General features: G+C 34.1%; 27 protein-coding genes, 3 pseudogenes and 1 riboswitch. Of the genes and pseudogenes, 11 read left to right on the forward strand and 19 right to left on the reverse strand.

The genetic code is table 11. The features are described from left to right. Positions 1-264 precede the first annotated feature (264 nt). Together ILS93_RS11770 and ILS93_RS11775 are read left to right on the forward strand one after the other, a co-directional pair. The gene (locus ILS93_RS11770; protein WP_000273522.1) at positions 265-1299 is read left to right on the forward strand and encodes a YdcF family protein; all 1035 of its coding nucleotides are present in this window, start codon (positions 265-267) and stop codon (positions 1297-1299) included. 188 nt (positions 1300-1487) lie between these two features. Continuing rightward, entirely contained in the window at positions 1488-2360 is an 873-nt protein-coding gene (locus tag ILS93_RS11775) for a YitT family protein (protein WP_000411242.1), read from the forward strand. A 95-nt stretch (positions 2361-2455) separates the two neighbouring features. Here ILS93_RS11775 and ILS93_RS11780 read toward each other — a convergent pair whose 3' ends face one another. The 5 genes from ILS93_RS11780 to ILS93_RS11800 form a co-directional block, all read right to left on the reverse strand. Next, positions 2456-2644, reverse strand: coding sequence for a hypothetical protein (locus ILS93_RS11780; RefSeq protein WP_064475077.1), 189 nt, complete (start codon positions 2642-2644; stop codon positions 2456-2458). A gap of 126 nt (positions 2645-2770) precedes the next feature. Then, the gene (locus ILS93_RS11785) at positions 2771-3586 is read right to left on the reverse strand and encodes a DUF4247 domain-containing protein (RefSeq protein ID WP_000071177.1); all 816 of its coding nucleotides are present in this window, start codon (positions 3584-3586) and stop codon (positions 2771-2773) included. Between the two features lie 12 nt (positions 3587-3598). Beyond that, the gene (locus ILS93_RS11790) at positions 3599-4105 is read right to left on the reverse strand and encodes a DUF4178 domain-containing protein (protein WP_222660490.1); all 507 of its coding nucleotides are present in this window, start codon (positions 4103-4105) and stop codon (positions 3599-3601) included. A 21-nt stretch (positions 4106-4126) separates the two neighbouring features. Continuing rightward, entirely contained in the window at positions 4127-4531 is a 405-nt protein-coding gene (locus tag ILS93_RS11795; RefSeq protein ID WP_000220323.1) for a DUF350 domain-containing protein, read from the reverse strand. Between the two features lie 79 nt (positions 4532-4610). Next, complete coding sequence (locus tag ILS93_RS11800) at positions 4611-5276, reverse strand: PspA/IM30 family protein (protein ID WP_000110287.1); 666 nt, start codon at positions 5274-5276, stop codon at positions 4611-4613. 402 nt (positions 5277-5678) lie between these two features. On the opposite strand from ILS93_RS11800, the gene ILS93_RS11805 reads away from it, so the two are divergent. After that, positions 5679-6257 (forward strand): lipoprotein BA_5634 family protein, encoded by a 579-nt coding sequence (locus tag ILS93_RS11805; RefSeq protein WP_064474478.1) that lies wholly within the window; start codon positions 5679-5681, stop codon positions 6255-6257. Between the two features lie 38 nt (positions 6258-6295). Here ILS93_RS11805 and ILS93_RS11810 read toward each other — a convergent pair whose 3' ends face one another. The 3 genes from ILS93_RS11810 to ILS93_RS11820 are packed head-to-tail and all read right to left on the reverse strand — an operon-like array spanning position 6296 to position 8692. Beyond that, entirely contained in the window at positions 6296-6463 is a 168-nt protein-coding gene (locus ILS93_RS11810) for a FeoB-associated Cys-rich membrane protein (protein WP_000989597.1), read from the reverse strand. A gap of 16 nt (positions 6464-6479) precedes the next feature. Then, complete coding sequence (feoB, locus tag ILS93_RS11815) at positions 6480-8468, reverse strand: ferrous iron transport protein B (protein ID WP_064474477.1); 1989 nt, start codon at positions 8466-8468, stop codon at positions 6480-6482. Continuing rightward, positions 8465-8692, reverse strand: coding sequence for a FeoA family protein (locus tag ILS93_RS11820; RefSeq protein WP_222660493.1), 228 nt, complete (start codon positions 8690-8692; stop codon positions 8465-8467). Before ILS93_RS11820 ends, feoB begins: the two co-directional genes overlap by 4 nt. A 194-nt stretch (positions 8693-8886) precedes the next feature. Further along, a riboswitch (TPP riboswitch) is annotated at positions 8887-8988 on the forward strand. Between the two features lie 86 nt (positions 8989-9074). Here ILS93_RS11820 and ILS93_RS11825 point away from each other — a divergent pair. After that, positions 9075-9746 (forward strand): energy-coupled thiamine transporter ThiT, encoded by a 672-nt coding sequence (locus tag ILS93_RS11825; RefSeq protein WP_088047679.1) that lies wholly within the window; start codon positions 9075-9077, stop codon positions 9744-9746. Between the two features lie 208 nt (positions 9747-9954). On the opposite strand, the gene ILS93_RS11830 is transcribed toward ILS93_RS11825, so the two are convergent. The 6 genes from ILS93_RS11830 to ILS93_RS11855 form a co-directional block, all read right to left on the reverse strand. Beyond that, the gene (locus tag ILS93_RS11830; RefSeq protein ID WP_098101762.1) at positions 9955-11808 is read right to left on the reverse strand and encodes a sensor histidine kinase; all 1854 of its coding nucleotides are present in this window, start codon (positions 11806-11808) and stop codon (positions 9955-9957) included. After that, positions 11805-12494, reverse strand: coding sequence for a response regulator transcription factor (locus ILS93_RS11835; RefSeq protein WP_064474474.1), 690 nt, complete (start codon positions 12492-12494; stop codon positions 11805-11807). Before ILS93_RS11835 ends, ILS93_RS11830 begins: the two co-directional genes overlap by 4 nt. Before the next feature lie 39 nt (positions 12495-12533). After that, positions 12534-13154 (reverse strand): class D sortase, encoded by a 621-nt coding sequence (locus ILS93_RS11840; RefSeq protein WP_098101764.1) that lies wholly within the window; start codon positions 13152-13154, stop codon positions 12534-12536. Between the two features lie 88 nt (positions 13155-13242). Further along, positions 13243-13644: an LPXTG cell wall anchor domain-containing protein gene (locus ILS93_RS11845; protein WP_222660495.1), complete on the reverse strand. Its 402-nt coding sequence runs from the start codon at positions 13642-13644 to the stop codon at positions 13243-13245. Positions 13645-13821: 177 nt separating this feature from the next. Then, a complete protein-coding gene (locus ILS93_RS11850) occupies positions 13822-14154 on the reverse strand; it encodes a hypothetical protein (RefSeq protein ID WP_222660497.1) in 333 nt (110 codons plus the stop codon). 183 nt (positions 14155-14337) lie between these two features. Further along, positions 14338-14553, reverse strand: coding sequence for a hypothetical protein (locus tag ILS93_RS11855; RefSeq protein WP_061673076.1), 216 nt, complete (start codon positions 14551-14553; stop codon positions 14338-14340). A gap of 160 nt (positions 14554-14713) precedes the next feature. Here ILS93_RS11855 and hpt point away from each other — a divergent pair, with 160 nt between their 5' ends. After that, positions 14714-15241: a hypoxanthine phosphoribosyltransferase gene (gene hpt / locus ILS93_RS11860; protein ID WP_064469199.1), complete on the forward strand. Its 528-nt coding sequence runs from the start codon at positions 14714-14716 to the stop codon at positions 15239-15241. Positions 15242-15324: 83 nt separating this feature from the next. Next, positions 15325-16227: a diacylglycerol/lipid kinase family protein gene (locus tag ILS93_RS11865; RefSeq protein WP_064474471.1), complete on the forward strand. Its 903-nt coding sequence runs from the start codon at positions 15325-15327 to the stop codon at positions 16225-16227. 78 nt (positions 16228-16305) lie between these two features. Here the strand turns inward: ILS93_RS11865 and ILS93_RS11870 are convergent, their stop codons facing one another. Beyond that, positions 16306-16452, reverse strand: a complete 147-nt coding sequence (locus tag ILS93_RS11870) for a DUF7003 family protein (protein ID WP_218923805.1) — start codon at positions 16450-16452, stop codon at positions 16306-16308. Between the two features lie 123 nt (positions 16453-16575). Here ILS93_RS11870 and ILS93_RS11875 point away from each other — a divergent pair. Further along, a pseudogene (locus tag ILS93_RS11875) lies at positions 16576-16860 on the forward strand (Rpn family recombination-promoting nuclease/putative transposase); the annotation flags it as partial. 110 nt (positions 16861-16970) lie between these two features. Next, positions 16971-17535 (forward strand): annotated as a pseudogene (locus ILS93_RS11880) (Rpn family recombination-promoting nuclease/putative transposase); the annotation flags it as partial. Here ILS93_RS11880 and ILS93_RS11885 read toward each other — a convergent pair. The 3 genes from ILS93_RS11885 to ILS93_RS11895 all read right to left on the reverse strand — a co-directional run bounded on the left by ILS93_RS11885 (position 17504) and on the right by ILS93_RS11895 (position 18370). Further along, entirely contained in the window at positions 17504-17725 is a 222-nt protein-coding gene (locus ILS93_RS11885) for a hypothetical protein (RefSeq protein WP_064475076.1), read from the reverse strand. The pseudogene ILS93_RS11880 and the gene ILS93_RS11885 overlap by 32 nt on opposite strands. Before the next feature lie 43 nt (positions 17726-17768). Continuing rightward, positions 17769-17948: a hypothetical protein gene (locus ILS93_RS11890; protein ID WP_000924667.1), complete on the reverse strand. Its 180-nt coding sequence runs from the start codon at positions 17946-17948 to the stop codon at positions 17769-17771. A gap of 74 nt (positions 17949-18022) precedes the next feature. Continuing rightward, positions 18023-18370 carry a YxeA family protein gene (locus ILS93_RS11895; protein ID WP_064474469.1) on the reverse strand — a complete coding sequence of 116 codons (348 nt, stop codon included), beginning with the start codon at positions 18368-18370 and terminating at the stop codon, positions 18023-18025. Between the two features lie 217 nt (positions 18371-18587). On the opposite strand from ILS93_RS11895, the gene ILS93_RS11900 reads away from it, so the two are divergent. The 3 genes and pseudogenes from ILS93_RS11900 to ILS93_RS11910 all read left to right on the forward strand — a co-directional run bounded on the left by ILS93_RS11900 (position 18588) and on the right by ILS93_RS11910 (position 19714). Beyond that, complete coding sequence (locus ILS93_RS11900) at positions 18588-19046, forward strand: helix-turn-helix transcriptional regulator (protein WP_000360678.1); 459 nt, start codon at positions 18588-18590, stop codon at positions 19044-19046. A 73-nt stretch (positions 19047-19119) separates the two neighbouring features. Next, positions 19120-19305, forward strand: a pseudogene (locus ILS93_RS11905) (Rpn family recombination-promoting nuclease/putative transposase); the annotation flags it as partial. A 229-nt stretch (positions 19306-19534) separates the two neighbouring features. Further along, positions 19535-19714 carry a cold-inducible protein YdjO-related protein gene (locus tag ILS93_RS11910; protein ID WP_064474467.1) on the forward strand — a complete coding sequence of 60 codons (180 nt, stop codon included), beginning with the start codon at positions 19535-19537 and terminating at the stop codon, positions 19712-19714. 481 nt (positions 19715-20195) lie between these two features. Here ILS93_RS11910 and ILS93_RS11915 read toward each other — a convergent pair whose 3' ends face one another. After that, positions 20196-22037, reverse strand: a complete 1842-nt coding sequence (locus ILS93_RS11915) for an FtsX-like permease family protein (RefSeq protein ID WP_222660499.1) — start codon at positions 22035-22037, stop codon at positions 20196-20198.

Genomic DNA, 22037 nt, shown 5'->3' on the forward strand with positions numbered 1-22037 from the left:
TCTGCCTACCACTTATATTTTAATCCTCTTCATTTGAAAATAAATATAATATGCATAATTACATGAAAAAAAGAAAAGACACTCCATAGAGTGCCTTTTCAACCATTTTACTTTTAATATATCGCCTTACATACATTTTAACATATGTATCCATACATTTTATTGAGAAAATTCAAAATCATTTTTCCTTTCATTTTTAATTATAAAATCATGTAATATAAAAGGTATGTCAAATTCTTTTACAAATTGAGGTGTACTATATTTATGTATTTTGGAATCATTCCTCTTATATTGTTTATTATTTTTCTTATCTCATATTTAAAAGATCCACGAAAAATAATAAATGGCTTTTTATTTAATGCCTTTTTCTGTTCATTTCTATTATTTTGCGCTATAGCCTCATATGAGTCTGGTAGTAACTCTTTACATTTTATCGTTATTATTCCCATGTTAGCGCTAATTGTAATGATACCTTTTGCTATAGTCGCTTTAATGTTTGGACTATTTCTTAATGCAAAAATTTTAATGCAACGTGAAGGAAGACGCTTCACAAACTCTTTAACTTTAATTGCTGCTTTAGGGATTTTATTCTTTATTATGCTCGCTATCATAAATCCAGCAAATTTATTCTCAGAGCATTTTCAATTTATTTTTACTGCGATTTCGCTTATAACTATGTATTTCTTTGTACATTTGTCTAACTTCTTAAGCGCATATTTTTTATATCAATTCAATAGACCAAGACGTAATCAAGATTTCATCATCGTTCTTGGTAGTGGCTTAATTAATGATAAAGTACCACCTTTACTTGCAAGTCGTATTAATAAAGCAATCGACTTTTATTGGAAACAAGCCTCTGTAAATACACCACCAACAATCATTTTCTCTGGTGGACAGGGTCCAGATGAAGGTCTTCCTGAAGCAGAAGCAATGCAAAAATATGCTGTTGAAAAAGGAATTCCGTTTGAACATACAGTACAGGAAAATCGCTCTGTCAACACATATCAAAACATGTCGTTCTCTAAAGAAATTATGGATTCTTTAAAACCAGAAGGTAAGTATAGAAGTATCTTTACAACGAACAACTTCCATCTTTTCCGCGCTGGTATATATGCAAGACAAGCTGGTCTTAATAGCCAGGGAATTGGATCAAAAACAGCATTTTATTACTGGCCTAACGCAATGATTCGTGAATATGTCGCAATTGTTGTAATAGGACGTAAGCGCCATATGAAAGTGTGCGGGACTATTTTAGGTTTCGCTTTATTCCTAACAGTCCTTAGTTTTATTGTTTCTTAACATTCTCCCATCCTTTCATAAGGATGGGATTTCTTATACTTATTTCAAAAATATTTTAAAGATAATATGGTGATAATATTCCCTGCATACATCCATTAAAGGAGAAATTTTTCACATTAAATGTTAAAATGAAATTTAGGTGTGAATTACGTAACAAATAAGAAACTAGTTTGAAACGAGGAAATTACATGGAGAAAATTATCAAAAACAAGCCCAATAAGCTAAAAATCGCTTCAAAAGCTTTGATGATTATTATTGGGGCATTTATCACAGCATACGGATTAGAAGCGGTATTAATTCCAAATAACGTATCAGACGGTGGTGTGACTGGTTTAAGTATCGTTAGTTCAAGATTATTTGGATTGCCATTAGGAGCTCTAATCGCAGTTATTAACATTCCTTTCGTTTGGTTAGGATATAAACAAATAGGTAAAAGCTTTGCAATTTATTCTATTATCGGGATTGCTTCATTAGCAATAGGTACCGTTGTTATGCATGGAATACCTACTATTATTGAAGGCGATACACTACTCGTTACAGTTGTTGGTGGTATTATTATCGGTTTCGGTATGGGACTAGCATTACGTAACGGCGGCGCATTAGATGGAATCGATATGCTAGCTGTATTACTTTCTCGTAAGTTACCTTTTGGAACAAGTGACCTTATTTTATTCTTAAACATGTTCGTATTTATTTTCGTATCAACAGTATTCGGTCTTCAAGGAGCTATCCTTTCGGCAATTGCTTACTTTATCGCTTCGAAAGTCATTCATATCGTTGAAGTTGGTTTAAGTGGTTCGAAAACATTTAAAATCATCACGAAAGAACCTGAATTAATGGTAGAAACAATTCGTGATCGTTTAGGCCGAAGCGCAACGTATAACGAAGTATACGGTGGTTATTCAAGAGAGAAATTTAAAGAAATTTCTTGTGTAATTAACCGTTTAGAAGAAAGTAAAATGAAGGATTTGATTAATGAAATCGATCCAAATGCCTTTATTACAGTTTATGACGTAGCAGAAGTAAAAGGCGGTAACTTTAAGAAACGTGATATTCATTAATCATTATGAATAAAGAGGGTGTGCCAACAATTTGGCACACCCTCTTCTTATTATTAAGTTGCGGTCGATATATTCTAATAATCGCTCATATATTTTTACTCTCCCCATCTTCTTCCTCTCTTAATCCATGCTACGTATTTTTGAAAGGCGGGCACTTCTTGTTGAAAACGAAGCGGAACATATAGAAAGAGAGTACATGTACATAGTATCCATAGAATACCTACTACAAAGTGAAATTTCATCGTTGTGCTAATAAATAAACTGAGGAATAAGACGAGGAACATAATCAAACTAAACCTTATATATAGTCATAATAATCTCCTCCTTATAACTTAATTGTATCAGCTACAAGGAATTAATTTCCATAATAAAAAGACCGAAAAGCAAATTCTACTTTTCGATCTTTTTAACTATCTTCGCTTCGTAATCTTTCCTGAACCACCGACCCTCGTTTTCGGGGGAGATGTATTCCTTGGCGGCGTTTTAATAGATGATTTCGGCTTCACATCTGATCCGCTCGAGCCACCTGGTGTTTTTGTAATTTTCCCTTTGCTTCCAGTAGAAGGCGGAGGTGTACTACTTCCTTTTTTCGTAATACTTCCTGTATCTCCTACGGAAGGTTTCGAATCTACATTATCGCCTCGCTTAATGATAGATCCTTTCCCTTCCTTCGTAATTGGAGGCGGGGTTTTCTTTTCTTCTTTCGTAGGCGGTCTCTCTGGAATAACCGGTTTATGATTTTGTCTGTCATTATATCCGCGATAATCACCGTATGATGATTTTCGTGAACCGAATATATCGTTTAAAATACTCCCCATAATATATCCTTGCAGGAAGGATGGTTGGTAATTTTGACGGACAAATTCTTTATTACTTATTTCAATTAACGTATCAGAAGGTTTCTCTTTATCCTTTTGCAGGTTATAAATCTTATCAGAATAAACGAGGAACATTTGATTTTCGTCTTCTTTAGATGCTTGCTTCGGTTCTCTTTCATTAATGAGTTCCTTTGCGACTTCAGGAACTGACCGATTGGCGGCCCTATACACGTAAGATTCTTGTTTACCTTCTTTTGCGACAGATTCTAGCGGATAACGATCTTGAATCGACTTTGTCTGTCCGCCTTGACAACCTGATAAGGCATATCCAGCAACAACAAGTAATAGAACGATAGCAAGTATAGGGATCGCGAACGATTTAATCATGGTAAACAATCGGTTTGACATGATTACGCCCCCTTACGTTGCTCTTATAATTTGTACATCAGCAGGAATAATTGCTTCTCCCTCATACATCATTGTGCGACCATTTTGCCATTCAATACGTAATAATTTTCGGTTATCTGATTGGAATTCCCATATGTACTGTTCCTCTGAAGCAGAGAATGGTGTTTTCCCCATCACAACAACACGTCCGTTATATTGCTCTTCCATATGGTACTCTGTATCATCCATTTCAATTGTCGTCGGAACTTCATCAATTGAATCTAAACGACCATCGATTGGTGTATATAATTTGTAATACGTATTTTCACGATCTTCAATTTTTAAATAACGAATATCTTTCCCATCTTGCAGTGTTAAAACAATTTCTTTACGAGAATGCATACTCGTTTTCCCAGTTAATTCGTACATGACTAATGAAACTTCAATCATATCGCCAGGAGCTAACGTTAACAAACTTTTCTCTGGTTTCGGCGGCTCTGGGCTCTTCATTATATTTTTAATTCGTTTAAATAAACTCATGATTTCCCCCTCCTTCTCTCTTTATAAACAAGCACCTAAAATAAGTGCACCAACGATATGTAATGATCCGGCCAACATCGCATGTGCAACACTGCCTTCTTTCGTACCTTCTTCTAAATCTAAACCAGACATTTTCTTTAACACAAATTCAATAAACATTTCTACTACTAATAAAATAACGAAAGAAACTGCTGATGCAAGTAGTGCTTGCCATAAGTCGTTTGCTTTCGTTATGGATTGAGATAAAATGTACCCTTGCGCGAATAATTTCATAACGAAACGAGTTGTTACAGCTGTATTCCCATTCTTTATTTCTTTTAAATCATTGTATTTAGTAAAAATTGAATCAACCCACATAATTGCAAATAAAAGTACTGCACTTGCTCCAGTCCATACAAGCATGGCTAACACATTTGTCCATGTCATTGCAAAACCTCCTCTAAAAAGTAATAGAAAACCGACATGAATTCTCTTCAGACATGTCGGTTTCTTTGTCTATTCTATATTATTTCTCATACTGCTTCATAATACGAGCTAATTCATCGTCAACAGCAGAATTTTTATTTAAGCTTGCGAATTCATCATCTAGTGACTTTTCTTTTTTATAAACTTCGCCACTTGCTTCTGCTTCAGCCTCTAATTGAAGAGCTTTCTCTTCCATACGGCTTAAACCAGCTTTTGCTGAGTTTGAATCAAATCCAGACATCGCCTGATTAATATTCTTTTGTGCTTTCGCCGCATTTACACGTGCTACAAGTGTTTCACGTTTATTTTTCAGCTCTGTTAATTGCTTACGCATTTCTTCTAGCTTCAGGCGAAGATTATCAGCAGCAGCTTTATTTTGCTCATAGCTTGCTTTATATTCATTCATCTTTTGCTCTGCATTTTGTTTTTCTTCAAGAGCACGACGCGCAAGGTCAAGATTGCTTGCTTGAACAGCCATATGAGCTTGCTCTTCACGTTTTTTCACAAGTGCTTCTTGCTCTTCAAATAATATTTTGAATTTCTTCTCAAGTGCAATTTGAGCTGCTACACTTTTCTCAGCTTCTTGTACATCCGCTTGCATATCGCGTAAATATTGATCCGTCATCTTAACTGGATCTTCCGCTTTTTCAATTAATGAATATACATTCGACATTGTTAAATCTCGTAATCGTTTAAATACAGACATTCTAATTCCTCCTATGACTTACCTCATATTTCAAATTCACTACTTGGAAAACTGAAAAATCTCCCTTAACAGTAAAGAATATTCATTTTTACAGCCTATGTGTTTATTATAACAAAACTAATATGTCCTTACATGTTATTTCCAAAATACAGCCAATATAATATGACATTCTAGATAAAACATTGTATTCCTAATATATTCTCATTAACCCTCTTCAGAATTGACTTATTTTTATACACTTTCACTAAATTACATTATTGTAATTTTACTGTAAGCTAACTCGATAGTTACGTTGCAATATTTCTTATACACTAATACCAGCAGCAACGAACAAGCTTCTCATCATTTCAGAACTAATACAAAAATGTATTTACTATAAAACATATAAAAGGAGAAATCATCATGAAAAAATTAGTAGGAATCGGATTAGCAGCAGCAATTTCACTTGGAGCATTATCAGGTTGTTCTTTATTAGGAGAAAAAGCGAACGGATTAGTATTATACGGATCAGAAGAACAAGTTCAAAAAATTACAGATCAAAATAAGAAAGAAGTAAAAGAAAAAGACTTTTATAAAATGAAAATGGCAACATTAGAGGGTAAAAAAGTACTTGTAATGGATAAGAAAACTGGTGATGAACTTGTTAAGAAAGAACTACTTAAAAAAGTTGATAAAAATGATGATACAAAGGCAATCGATAAATTACCAGCTGTAACAGAAGAAGAAGGCGTGCTGTTTGCAAAAGAGAAAGTAGAAAATGCTACGCTTGATGGAGCAAAATTAAAATATGAAGGCAACACAATTATCGGTGATGGCCGTTCTTATGCAGATATGTTTGCTATCGTTGATGATGCAACATATGTAAATGTAAAAGGTGAAGAAAAATCTGTAGGTATTTTGAAATTTGATAAAGACCCAAGCAAAGAGCTACCTGGAGCAAATGGAGTAGAAGCTTCTCAACTTGTAAAAATTAAAAAATAACAAAAAAAAGCTTTGCGAAATTCGCAAAGCTTTTTTTGTTATTTGTGAGCAATTTGCTCCATATCCGGACTACAAGTTTGCGACTGACATGACTTATTTAAAGAACATGCTGCGCATTTTCCCTTTTTACTTCTCTTTACAAAATTAACTAACGTGTATGCTGCATAACCAAAAATGATAGCTCCAATTATAATATTGACCATCACTCTAATACATCTCCTTCTAGAATCCGAGTAAGGATCCAACTTGGTATATAATGAGCGTTAATACATAAGCAACGACGAGCGGATACACGACAGAGAAAATCGTCCACTTCGTTGACCCTGTTTCACGTTTAATAACGGCTACTGTCGCTAAACATGGAACATATAATAAAATAAAGAACATAAATGCATATGCTGATAACGCAGTATAATGTGCTCCCATAACATTTCCTAGCACATCTTCTTTCACCGCATAAATAATTGCCATTGTAGAAACGACAACTTCTTTCGCTAAAAATCCTGTTAAAAGAGATGCTGCCGCTTGCCATGTTCCAAAGCCGAGCGGTGCAAATAGTGGTGCGATAAACCCACCAATCATCGCTAAGTAACTGTCTCCCATATCAACACCAAATCCTGATGGACCTGCATAGTTTAATAACCAAATGACAACAGAACCACCGAAGATGAATGTACCTGCTTTACGAACAAATCCTTTCCCTTTCTCCCACGTGCTTAACCATAACGTTTTCGCTTGTGGCACGCGGTAAGGAGGGAGTTCGATGACGAAAATAGATTTTTCTGCTTTTAAAATAGTAAGTGACATGATTTTTGTAACGAGTAATGCAAGAACAATACCTGCAACATATAAAGAAAACACAACAGTTGCCTGACTATGAGGGAAGAATACTCCCGCAAATAATGCATATACAGGTAAACGCGCTGAACAAGACATAAATGGTGTTACAAGAACTGTAAGTAAACGTTCTTTTTCTTGTTCAATCGTTCTCGCTGCCATAATACCTGGAACATTACATCCAAAACCGATAATCATCGGAATGAATGCTTTTCCGTTTAAACCGAAGAACTCCATAATTCGATCCATAACAACTGCAATTCGCGCCATATATCCTGAGTCTTCTAATAATGAAATGAAAAAGAATAGTGCAAAGATTTGTGGAACGAATACTAATACCGCACCAACACCAGCAATAATACCTTCTGTAACGAGTGCTTGAATAAAATCAGAAGCCCCAACACTTGTGAGCCCAGCCGTCACCCAATCCGTAAGCTGTCCACCAAAAAAGCCATCTAACATATCGGATAAAGGTGTACCAATCCACGTAAACGTAACCTGAAAAATAAAAAACATAACTGCTAAAAAGATTGGAAGTCCTAAAATTTTATGCGTAATTAGTCTATCAATTTTTTCCGAAAAAGGAATTTTTCCTTCTTTCTCATGCTTCATAACATTTGTTTTTAACTTTTCAATATACGCTTCACGAGTTTTGTAAATGTGCTCTTCCAACGTACAATCAAGTTTTCCTTCTAAGCGAGATCGAATGGCTACAAGTTCCTTATAAATTGGTAATGCTTTCATTTCTTTTTCTACTACTTCGTTATTGCTTAAAAATTGAAGAGCTAACCACCTTGGGTGCTTATAATTCGCTGTCTCTAAAAGAGCTATTACCTCTCCAATACCTTCATCCATTTGTACACCATATGAAATAATGAATGGTTTTTTCTCGTTTTTGTCATTTTCTTTAAGAGTCGCAAGTAGTTCTTCACAGCCTTTTCCACTTCTTGCAACGACAGGAACGACTGTTACACCTAATAGTTCTGATAATCGTTTTACATCAATTACAATGCCTCGTTGCTTTGCCACATCGACCATATTTAATCCAATCGAAACCGGCTTTCCAAATTCAAGTAATTGCAACGTTAAATGCATATTTCTCTCGAATTGCGAAGAATCCACTATATTTAACATATGATGAAATTCGTCTGTTAGTAGAAAATTCGTAACGACACCTTCATCACGCGAAACTGGATTCAAATCATAAACACCCGGTAAATCAATTAATGTTCCTTGCTTATCTTTTAATTTACCAACCTTCTTTTCTACTGTTACACCGCTCCAGTTTCCTACATACTCATAAGAACCAGTAAGTGCATTAAATAATGATGTCTTCCCTGTATTTGGATTCCCTAGCAAAGCTACCTTATTCACGCTAATTCCACCTTTATCATTTTCGCGTCACAATGACGAATACTAATTAACTGTCCACGACACTCCAATGTACAAGGACCTTTGAACATCGCCTTTTGCTTCATGCGAAGTTCACTTCCTTCAGAAAGACCGAAAGCAGCCAATCTTCTCTTTAGTAAATGATTTAAAGACTGAACACTTTTTACTAGCACTTTCTCACCGATTTTAATATCTACTAAGCTCATAACCTTCCCCCTCAAAAGAGAATGATAATTATTTTCAGAAAAATTATAGCACACTCTATTTCTCTTGTACTATACCCTTTTGCTTCATATTTATTAACATTTCACTACAATTCTATTTCAATAATTGTCATACTACATTCATTTGCCATTCTCATCCATTTCGCTTACAATAAACAATAGCAAATAAAGAATCTCGTTATCACTGGGGGAGCCATGCCGCTGAGAGGGAACACTTCGTTCCGACCCTTCGAACCTGTTAGTTAATGCTAACGCAGGGATTGTGCAAACGTCCGAAATACATACCTCTTTTTTATTTACGTATTTCGTATCCTCCTATGATATCTATTCTTTTTTGTACAACTTGGATTTAGGGGGAGACAACATGCGTAACACCAATTTACAAGCGATGATCGAATCTGCTATTCTTGCAGCCTTCGCCTTGGTCATCGACATTTTTCCATTATTATCAATCAAACTTTCAACAGGTGGTTCCATTTCATTCGCTATGATTCCTATTTTTATTATCGCATACCGCTGGGGCTTCAAAATGGCTTTCTTAGGAGGCTTAATTTGGGGATTATTACAAATTGTCGTAGGCGATGCCATTATTGTCACACCAATTCAAGTACTAATTGAATACTTCGTTGCTTTCGCATTCATTGGATTTGCTGGTTTATTCTATCGTCCAATTCAAAAGGCACTTTTAACTTCTAATGAAAATAACGCAGAACAATCCAGTTTAGGTAGCCGTAAAGAAAAACCTTCTTCAAAACAAAACGCAGGAAAGAAAGTTATTGGTTACATTATTCTTGCTACATTTGTTGGTAGCTTTGCTCGCTACTTCTGTCACTTTATCGCCGGTATTATTTTTTGGGGACAATATGCACCGAAAGGTCAATCAGCTGTTCTATATTCATTAATCGTAAATGGTAGCACAATGATTGGTTCCTATATTTTATGTACCGTTTTACTTATCTTTTTATTTCTTACTTCACCACGCTTATTCAAGAGCATCAATGCTTATCAAATAAATTCAAACAAAAAGAGCGCTTAATGAGCGCTCTTTTTTCATATCGTAATATCAATTAAAAATACAATAAATGCACAAAAGAAAATAAATACCATTATACTTAGCCACTTGCTATGCACGGTTCATCGACTCCTTACATAACCTCATTTTCTATCCAAAGTATACTGTTTAAAAATAAAGATTAGGTAAAGATAATATGAAAATAAATTAAAAAAAGCGTAGCATGTACCATCTACGCTTTTTTTGGTAAGTAGAAGTAAAATAATACACCGTCTTCTGTATTCTTTACCCCATATTCAGCATCGTGTAGTTCTAAAATATTTTTAGAAATAGCTAGCCCAAGACCCGTTCCACCTTGTGAACGCTGACGAGCTGCATCCACGCGATAAAAACGGTCCCAAATTTTATCTAATTGTTCTTCTTCAATGTGAGTACCTTTATTTTCAATACACACTTTTATACGATCCTGCTCATCTATTGTGGAAATCATAATATCCTCTTTATTTGGTGTATAACGTATGGCATTCGTAATGAAGTTTACGATGACTTGTTCAATCCGACTTTGATTTGCCATCACTTCAACTGAACATATATTTTTATGCACACGAAGTTCTTTTTTCTCTATGTCCACAGAAAGGTATTCACATATATCTTCAATTACTGAATCAATATAAAATAAACCCTTTTTCATTTTATATGTACCTGACTCAAATTTAGCTAACTCAAGCATATCCAAAATTAAAGTATCCATTTTATCTACTTCTCGTTCCATCGCCTGAAAATAGTACTCTTTTTTATGTTCAGCTACTCCATCTTTTAAAATAGAAATACAGCTTTTCATAATACTCAGCGGTGTTTTCAATTCATGCGACACACCAGAAATAAATTCTTTCCGCGTATTTTCTAACTTTCTTTCCTTTTCAATATCTTGTTCTAGCTGTCCAATATGCGAATGGAGCTTATTAGATAATACATTAATATTTTTCGATAAATCACCAATTTCATCTTTTGAAGTAATCGGTATTTGTTCTGTGAAATCTAAGTGTGCTATTTTCTTCGTCGTATCATTTATTTTTAATAACGGCTTTGCAATTTGTTTTGAATAATAAAACGAAGCTAGAAAAATGAGAACGACTACAAATGCAATGATGTAAATGTAGTAATCTTGCACCATTTGTACTGCTTCATCTACAGGCTGTAAAGAAGCCATTGCATAAATATATGTTACTGATCCGTCTTTTTCTTTTATTGGCTTAATTAATAATTTATATTTTATATCATTCTTTTCATCGTCCATTGTTTGTGTTGTATATTGTATCTGTTTGTTCTCTTTTAATAATAAATCAGTTTGAAAAACCTTAATATTATCTAAAAATATGCTATTTTTATAAATTGGATTCACAGGACCGTTTACATCTGGTAACTGTACTTTTGTAACACGTCCTCCTATGTAAAAATCTGGTTCTTGGGCAGCTTGCTCCTGAACGGCCGGCCTCTTCTCCTTAACAACTTGTTCCCCGACTGCTTTCTTTTTCTCCTCATATAATTTACTCATTTTCTCATTAAATGCTTTTTCTAACGGTTTATTAGATCCGCTTAAATTCTGCTTAGATAAAGAAAAAGAGAATGGAATAAAACTATCTTCTTTTCTCACTCCAGAAAAATAAATTTCTTGTCCTAAAAACTGCTCTGATGATTTATTATCAATCTCCTCTATATTGACGAGATTACCTAAGGGAATCTTGAATATTTGTTGTCCAAAGCTCTTTTGTTGCATACGATTTATTGTTACTTCAAAATAAAAATCATCCGCATGTTTTAAATTCCCATTCTGATCTAACGTTGTAATCCACGTATTATTTTCTCTTAAAAAATCTTGCTCCAGCTTCTGAATTCCTTCTGCACTTCCTGCATAATTCAAATAATTCTTCTCAAAAGTATTTAAATTCACTTTAATATCTTCTACTTTTCGATTCGCATAATATTGTTTAAAAAATATCGTTTGTCCAATAAATATCGTCACTAAAATTAACATGCATAATGCTGTTGTGAGGGTAAATAATTTTAGTACAATCCCTTTTCTCATACATTTCCCTCAAATTTATAACCTGTTCGTACTACAGTTGTAATGCACTTTGCTTTCTCTCCTAATTTATTTCTTAAATTACGAATATGACTATTAACCGTTCGATCATCACCAGCAAATTCATATCCCCAAATTCTTGAAATTAATTGTTCCCTTGTTAGTACAATTCCTTGGTTTTTCATGAAATACACTAATATTTCAAACTCCGTATGCGTTAAACTAACATCTGCCTCATCAACAGTAACAGTACGTGACGGAAAATGGACGTGGATGCCATGAATCGATAACGTATCATCTTCGTTCTCTAAAGGTTTCTTCGATGCTTTTCTACTTTCTAATAATCGTTTCGCTCTTGCTAATAGAATGGGTGGACTATACGGCTTCGTCACATAGTCATCTGCCCCAAGTTCAAAACCAAGTAACGTATCGTCTTCATCTACGCGCGCCGTCAGCATAATAATAGGCACCTCAGACGTCTTCCTAATTCTTCGGCAAACAGACCATCCATCGAGTTCTGGCAACATAATATCTAAAATAACTAAATCAACCTCTTCTTCCTCAAATACAACTAAAGCTTCTTTCCCATCTCTTGCTTCAAACACTACATATTGCTCGCTCAAAAAATAATCTTTTAATATTTCACGCAAAATATCTTCATCTTCCACAATTAAAATGTTTTTTGACATAACTTATGTATCCCCCTTCCGTTTTCAGAAACTATCACTTCATTCTGAATAACTAGCCGTTAACTTCGCCTCGATAATATATCTATCTGGTGCATCACCTATATAATCAAATGGATAGCAAGTCGTTAGTGTTAATATCGGTTCTTCTTTTTTTATAATAACAGTACGATCATCCGCATGGGTAATCCATATCTTTTGAATTTCGTATGTGTAAGTTTTATTATCATACTCTAAAACAAGAGTGTCTTTTTCTTTTAACTCTCCTAAATCTGTAAATACAGTATCCCGGTGTCCACTCAGTACAGTATGTCCCCCTCCAGATGGCGTTGTCGTTAAATCACTAACGAACATTCCAACTCCTTTCTTCAACGTTGCATCATCCGCTCCCCAGTATATAGAAAACTTCTTCTTTATTTTCGGTATATTTAACAGTGCTACCTTTTCTCCTTCTTTATGTTCTGTTTGAGAAGAAGGCACTTGGGAAGTCACAGCTGTTTCATGAGAAAGTTTATTATGTTGTATATTGTTAAGACTCTTTATTTCTTCTTTCGTCAATTGTTGAGCAGAGCTTTTTCCTTTATACCATTCCATAGCGTAATATGCTCCCGTGAATAGCCCTATGGCCATCAATATGATACCGATATAATTGAGTAACTTCATGTTCATCCCTCCATGTCAAAAATGGTAGGAATAACCTACCATTTTTAATATATGAAATTATTCCATTCTTTATAGGACAATATTTTATTTACGCCTTAACTTTATTGCGACGATTCAAACCAAATAATGTCCCTATCCCTACAAGACATGCGCTTAATGCCATCATTGCTACATTATTGGATGCTGTGTTTGGTAATTTTTCACCTTGTACAGCTAGCTTCGCTACTTCTTTTTTTACCGCACCATTTTTTTGTTGTACTTGTGCCGCTTCTTTTTTTGCCATATCATTTTTTAACTGTTCTTGCGCTATTCTCTTTTTCTCTTCTTCACTCTTTTGCTGTTCCTTAATCGCTGCTTCTTTTTTCGCTTTATCTTGCTGCAGTTGCGCCGCTTCTTCCTTTGTTACTGTTCCAGTATCTGCGCTTGCTACTGAAGAATATCCCACTGTTAAAAGTGCCATTGCACAAATTGGTAATAGTTTCTTTTTCATTTTATTTCTCTCCTTTTATACGTTTTACATCACTTCGCATCGGATGTATCACTAGCATAAGCAAGAGATATAAATATAAAATGCAGATGAAATATATTTCATTTAAAGATTTCATTGTAGAAAAATAAAAAAACATCGCAATATATACGATGTTTTTTCGGGTGTGTGTCTCAATATTTACATGTTACTTTCGCGTGATTTAGAAGTAGAATGGGCCGGAGCGATAACTAATTGTCTCGGCTCAGTTTTCTTTAAGTGATTTTTGACGTTACACTTACGACGTTGAACAACCCACGCTTTAATAGGGTTTGTCAAAATAATCTTTTGCTCTTCATTAGGGGCCTCTTCTTCAAACCTACAACTCTCGCTCCATTTATTCCATTTCATTGTAAATTTAGAAGAAGAATGATCGTCTTCTCGATCAAACAAGTGCAAAAAATCGATTTCGCCAGCTAGCATTACGGTGTTGCTAGTTGCTAAAAAAGAAAAGGTCGTCCAACGTTTCTCCATGCCCTCCTACTCCTTTTTCACATATAGAGTGCCTAAAACTTAATTTACCTAAAATATGCTTGCCTTTTACCTTACACCTATAGTTTATCCAAAACACTACTATGCAACTATCGATTTGCCTTACAACTACCTTACATTTTTGTAAGAAACAAAAAACCTTCACTCTCTATACGTGAAGGTTTCTCATTTCTCATCTATATGATCTTTCATATGATCGACTCCAGCTTCTTGCAGCTGTGACATCATACCGTGGGAAATTGCGCCTAATACTAAAGTCATTCCAATTAGTGAAATCCGAATCGCTGGTACATCAATTATGTAAGCCAAACTGCCAAGAACAATTGTTAAAAACAATGCTTTTATAAATGTTGCACTTGTATACTCTTTCTTTCTCATCATAATCACCCTTTTGGAAGCGTTTTCTTTATATGATTAGTATATCATATCATCTGATTATTTTGTGGGGATTTCTGTAAAAAACTTATATCTTCTTTGACTTTTCCCTTTCTTTCCTTTACAGTCGAAATGTTCACAAGTTTTACACTGTAGGAGGACTCCAATGAATATTGAAATAAAAGACACTTTAATTTCTGAAGAAAAATTACAAGAAAAAGTAAAAGAACTAGCACTTCAAATCGAACGTGACTTTGAAGGAGAAGAAATCATAGTAATCGCTGTATTAAAAGGATCTTTCGTATTCGCTGCCGATTTAATTCGTCACATTAAAAATGATGTAACAATTGACTTTATTTCTGCATCTAGCTACGGAAATCAAACAGAAACAACTGGAAAAGTAAAACTATTAAAAGATATCGATGTAAACATTACTGGAAAAAACGTAATTGTCGTAGAAGACATTATCGATTCTGGTTTAACACTTCACTTCTTAAAAGATCACTTCTTTATGCATAAACCGAAAGCATTAAAATTCTGTACGTTACTTGATAAACCTGAGCGTCGTAAAGTGGACTTAAAAGCTGAATATGTTGGCTTCCAAATTCCAGACGAATTTATCGTTGGATACGGTATCGACTGCGCAGAAAAATATCGTAACTTACCATTTATCGCTTCAGTTGTAACGGAATAATATAATAGAATAAACTTCCATCAATTACTGGTGGAAGTTTATTTTCTATCACGATTCGTAAAAGACAAAGGGAGAGAATAAAAATGACAAAGACAAAATTTGAAAAAGTACTCCTCATCGTAAATCCAAAAGCAGGGCAAGGCGATTTACATACGAACTTAACGAAAATTGTACCACCTCTTGCGGCAGCTTTTCCTGACTTACATATCCTTCATACGAAAAAGCAAGGTGATGCAACAAAATATTGCCAAGAGTTTGCTAGTAAAGTAGATTTAATTATCGTCTTTGGTGGTGACGGCACTGTATTTGAATGCACAAATGGCTTAGCACCTCTTGAAACTAGACCTACACTTGCCATCATTCCAGGCGGAACTTGCAACGACTTCTCTCGCACACTTGGCGTTCCGCAAAACATCGCAGAAGCAGCAAAACTTATTACACAAGGACATGTAAAACCAGTTGACGTCGCAAAAGCAAATGACCTACACTTCTTAAACTTCTGGGGCATTGGACTTGTCTCTGAAGTATCAAACAATATCGATGCGGAAGAGAAAGCAAAGCTTGGGAAAATTGGTTACTATTTAAGCACCATTCGAACTGTCAAAAATGCTGAAACATTCCCCGTAAAAATTACGTACGACGGACAAGTATATGAAGACGAAGCCGTCCTTGTTATGGTTGGAAACGGTGAATATCTTGGCGGTATCCCGTCCTTTATTCCGAACGTAAAGTGCGACGACGGAACACTTGATATTTTCGTTGTAAAATCAACAGGCATTCAAGCGTTTAAAGATTATATCGGAAAGAAACTATTTGAAGACTCAAATGAAAATGACATCTTCCACGTAAAAGCGAAATCCATTCATATTGAAACCGAAGAAGAAAAAGAAGTAGATACAGATGGAGAAAGCTCGCTTCATACACCTTGTCATATTGAACTATTACAAGGACACTTTACGATGATTTATAATCCTGCGATTGTATAATATAAAAAGACGAGCTAAAGTTCCAACACTTCGGCTCGTCTTTTTATTAGCAATTCATTTTGATTTACTCTTTAATTTTTAATATAAATTTTCGTAATCAAACTCCACCCAATTTTTCCAGTGCGTATTAGAATCCTTATTCACAATAACACTTGGATCTTTCTTCTCTATTGCAGCGGCTACTGATTGGAAGAATTCAATTTCACTAGAGTATAACATAGACATATTTGTTTGCGACATTCTAATAATATTGCTAAAAAAATAGCAAAGTTTCCTGTTTGCATGCCCTAGTTCTTTTTAGATACAATGAAGGAAAGAAGGAACCTGACACAAGGGAGAAGAAAAGCTGTGTTCAGCCAACAGTTAGTTAATTTACGCATTGATTTTGCATTTAAACAATTGTTTGGTACGAATGGTAGTGAAGATATTCTAATTGCATTTTTAAACGCTATGTTACAAGATTCTTTAGAATCACCCATCGCTTCTCTACAACTAGAAGATCCACATTTACACCGGGAACATGCAAATGATAAATTATCAATTCTAGACATTTCAGCTACGTTAAACACAGGAACAAAAGTAAATGTAGAAATACAGCTCAATAATAATCACGATATGATGAAACGTAGTTTATCCCGCATTAACGGGCAGTAAGACCCCCACCTCAAAATTCAGCGGAAGCAAAGAAGTTAGGTAGGGAATCAACTGCCCGTAAAAGTCCGATTGGTTCAACTAATAATCAGTGGGGGAAATTATATACATCTCAATTACAAAAAGGTATGCCTTACAGTTCGCTTCATAAAACCATCACCATTAATTTATTGAACTTTATAATGTTCCTCAGACCACAAAGAATTTCATACAACGGGCACATTATGGAATACACAACAACAGAAACTCTTGAGTGATGACATAGAAATTCACATTATAGAAATTCCAAAGTTAACAAAACAATGGCATGAAGAAAAAGTAAATCCGTGGAAAGATCCATTTGTTCGTTGGCTTTTATTGCTTTCAGCAAATGAGGATGAACACTTAACTAAAACATTGGAGGATATTGCTATGAACCAAGACCCTATTTTACAAAAAGCAATAAACAAGTGGGAACGTATGAGTCAAGATTCCTCTTTCCGCCAAGCCTATGACGCAAGAGAGAAAGTTTTAATGGATGAAGTAGCAAAATTCGCCCACGCAGAGACAGAAGGAATAAAAAGAGGAATGGAACAAGGAATGAAACGAGGGCTTAAAAAAGGGCTTGAGTTGTTTCAAGCTCTTTTTATCCACTTTCCTCGATATCATCCAATTTAGTCTTATAACATTCATTACACTCTAGCATAGTAGGAAGAATCCCTCTTTCATCAGCTAATAACACCCTCAAAACTTCTCGATCTATCTCTACGAAATACTTCATAATAATGGGATATCCTTCAATAATATTCTTATACTCAATTCCTTGTTCAAACTTTTTTCCGCTCTTTATTTCTTCTATTTTCAACATAAAAAATCCGAAACCATACAAAATGATTTCGGATTTCCTATAGTTAAAATATTAAATTACATTTCGAACAAAAAGGAGCGGAATTGCCTCTCCTAATTTTCCCATCACATTTTGGACAATATACATATCGCTCTTCTATCTTTTCTCGCTCTATCATATGTAAAGATACTATTCTCATACTACACATAAATCCAATTAAAATAAGACTAACAATGAGTAACATCACTCTCGCCCCCCTCACTAAACTTTACCATAAAACAACAAAACCGATTCCCACATTGAGAATCGGTTTTATACTTATAATCCTAACTTCATCTTCGCTCCATTAGGAATTTTATCTATCGTTACTTGCACTTTATCATATAAGAACTTACCTCTCGTAAGCACATGCCAGTATGAATCTTTCGGTAATTCATCTACTCCGTCAATTGTAACTTCTTTTTCCTTACCATTTTCATCATAAGCTTTCACTTTATATTCACGACCTTTATTTCCATCTAATTCTTTACCATCGTTATCAATTATTGCATAATGGTGCTCTATATCAAGAAATGGATTCATTCTATCAATCGCAGCACTCCCATTTAATAAATATGCCGCTCCTGCGACGATAACAAGTAATGATCCAAAAATAAATCTTTTCATCTATATTCGGCCTTTCATTATGTTTTCTTTAAGATGTTTCTAAGTATAGAGCGTATTTCTTAATAAAAAATAGTACGGTTTCTTAACATTTTCTTAAACTAAAATTGAAATAGTAATTAGAAAAATCAAAACAGCAATAAATAACTTTTTTGCACTACCTTTGACAAAATCACACTCATAGTGTAATTTTACACTATAAGAGAAAAGGAGATGCATTATGGATAAACAAGAATTTATTGAACTCGTTAATTCGAAATTAAAACTCATACGTGTTGAAAATGATTTATCACAAGATAAAATGTCAGAAATTATTGGTTTATCCAAGAAAACATTAGTAGAAATTGAAAAAGGGAGACGTACGCTAACATGGTCAGGTGCAGTTTGTGTCGTAACACTCTTCGAACAGAGCAATACAGTCCAGATGACATTCGGGGATGATGTGAATGAAATTATAAAAACAATCGCTTTTACACATTACAATATGAACTTTCCGAAGACTTTAGGTGGAAAAGTGTGGTGGCGACAAATAAAAGAATTAAACGGTTATCACATTCAACAAAATATTTTATCCCAACATTATCGAATTTTAGATAAAGAAGATCGTAGAATATGCCATTCATTCGAATTGGATGAAATTGAACAAAGATTTATGGAAATGGCAAAAACCTCTCAATAAAGTCCAACTAATTGGGCTTTTACAGATAGTCCGACTCCTACCTAACTACTTCGCTTCAACCAAATTTTGAAGTGGGGTCCCTATTACCCGTTTATGCCAGATAAATTTATTAAACTTCCTAATGTTTTCAAAACAAAAAGGCTTCCATGCAACGAGCATACTATGGAAGACACAACAGCAGAAACGCCTAAGTGATGACATAGAAATTCCAAAGTTAACAAAACAATGGCATGAAGAAGATGTAGAAAAACACCGAGAAGGTTGCCGGTATACACTGTATCAAATTGAATTATTACTAAAGCTTTCAACGATGATTTATAATCCTTAGCTTATATAATCCTTATTTTGCTATACTTTAACAATTACTAACCTTCGCATTTTTTCAAAAAATAAGGTATAATGAACTAATATAACAAAGGTTGTTAACAAAATCGTTAACAACCTTTTTTGTTTTTCTGAAAAACTTTTCAATTTAAGGGAGCGATCACATGTATTGGAGAAAAAATGATAAACCTGTAGTAGAACCAGAAGCAATTGCTGTATGGGAATGCCTAGAAGAAAACTGCCGTGGATGGATGCGTAAAAACTTTGCATTAGACGCAGAACCGAAATGTCCGTTATGCAAAAGCGATATGGAAAGCGGCGAACGCTTATTACAAAAGATATAATAAATTCTCTTCTTCACCTTTTATAAACTGAAACATAGAGGATTCTCTTTCTCCTTATTTACAATGTGCATCGAAAGCAAATAAACTATACAAAAGTTTTGCGTATCCTCGCAAAACTTTTTCAATATCTCAAACTCATTCCAACTATCATTCTTTACTAAAAAAATAAATTACATTTTGAATAAAAAGGAGCAGAATTCCCCTTTCCAATTCTCCCATTACACTTCGGACAATACATATACAAACCTTTGTCTCTCTACTATCCCAAAAACTATTACTTTCATCCCGATCATAATTCCTATCAAAATGATGCTAAGAATCAATAACATAGTGTATCCTCACTTACAAAAAAAGTGAAATATTAGGAAATCTTATGTCATATTTTATACCCCTATATTCATTAAATCAATTTGCTACAATCATTTTGTTTTCAAAACAATCTAATATAACCTTTTACTAGATTTATATCTAGGCTTACATACTACACTTCTTTCGGAAGAACAATTTTTTTATAAAATTGAACTGTAATAAAATAATAAGCTACGTAAATGACTAAGAAAATAATAATAGGAAGCCAAATACGGAAATATGGATTATTGATTATGAACGAAAACATGTTCATGCCAACTAATACGTGCATTATACCTACTATCGCTGGGAACAAGAAGACGAAAAGTAATTCTTTATAAATTGATTTAGTTAATAACTCATAACGTACACCAATTTTACGAAGCATTTGATAGCGAATAATATCTTTTGAAGTGCTAGAAAGAATCTTAAACATTAAACTGCTTGCCAACATCGCTAAGAATGCTATCCCTAAGAAAAATCCCATAAATACGGTTCCACTGTAAGTACTGTACAATGATTTATATGTCATATATTTACTACGTAATTCTGTTTTTTCTACCTCTTTATATTTAATAACTTCTAATTCGTCAATTTGCTTCCATCTTTGTTCATATTTCATAAAATCTTCTGTTTTTCCAAAGAATACAATTCTTTCTTCACCTTGGATTTCATCGTACATCTTTTTATCTACAATCTTTATACTTTGATTAGGGTATACATAAGTTTTTTGGAGAGTTCTTAGCGCATATCTCCATTCTTCTGGAATGAGGATATCATTCTCGATTTTCTCTGGACTACGACTTAAAACAGCTCCAACTGGTAGCTCTTTAGAAACAGATATAAATTGCTTTCCATCATCTCCACCAGTCGGTATTAACAGACGATTTGCTTCCAAATCTTCTTTCAAATAATAAATGAACTGATCATCTACTTTATAGCGATATTCGTTTTTCTCTTTAAATGTAATTCTACTTAATATTTTCTTTTCTTCTACTGTCGGATTGTTAATTCCTACATCATAATAATCGAATGTTTCAATCATGTTTGTAACATTATTTTTTAAAGCCATACCACTAGAGATAGCACCCGCACCGAGAGCCACTAACATAGCAACTGTCGCTAATACTTTCGTTAAACTATTAATAGAAAAACTTAACTGTGCAAGCGTGAACGCATTAATTCCTGTTTCACTACAATTTTTATTCGCTTTTAGTTTGTTAATAATAATAGGAAGGAATGATGTAAATAGCATGTAAGTTCCTAATGTTACTGTAATTGTAGCAATGATAAATCCTGATTCCTTTAACTCTTTCATATAAATCATAGAAATATAACCAACTGCTAATAAAACAATTGATAAAAGTGCTACTATATTCGTTAAATTCCCTTTAGTAGGAGTACCAGCTGTTTTATCATTAGAGTGAACCAGCTGTAATAGCGAATTACGCACTAGTTTTATACCATTCATAATTGCGGACAACATAAATAATGCAATGAAAAAGATGAAAGTAACAATGATTGATGGTACATAGAATGCATGATAACCAACTCCAGTAAACTCCAGCTCCTTCATCAGTAAATACCCAACACCTTGCGCCAAAATTATACCGAATACCACACCTACTATAAGAGACACCATTCCTAATACAATCGTTTCAATACACATGAGCAATGTAATTTTATGCTTTTTTGCCCCTAATACCATATACATACCAAATTCTTTTTGCCGGAGTGATAATAAAAATGAATTGGCGTGTAAAATATAAAATAATGTAATAAATCCTAATAAAAATGAGCCTGTTTGGAAAACCGAAAAAATTCCATCCATGGAATTCCCTTCGATAAATGTTTTATTTAAAGCTAACGTTTGAAACATATAAAAAATTGAAATAGACATAATAAGACCCACTAATAAGACAATATAGTCTTTTCGTTTACTTTTTAATCCTGACATGGAAAGTTTGAATAACAT

Origin of the sequence: Bacillus sp. 16GRE42, from assembly GCF_019837435.1 — a bacterium.
Taxonomy (GTDB): domain Bacteria; phylum Bacillota; class Bacilli; order Bacillales; family Bacillaceae_G; genus Bacillus_A; species Bacillus_A wiedmannii.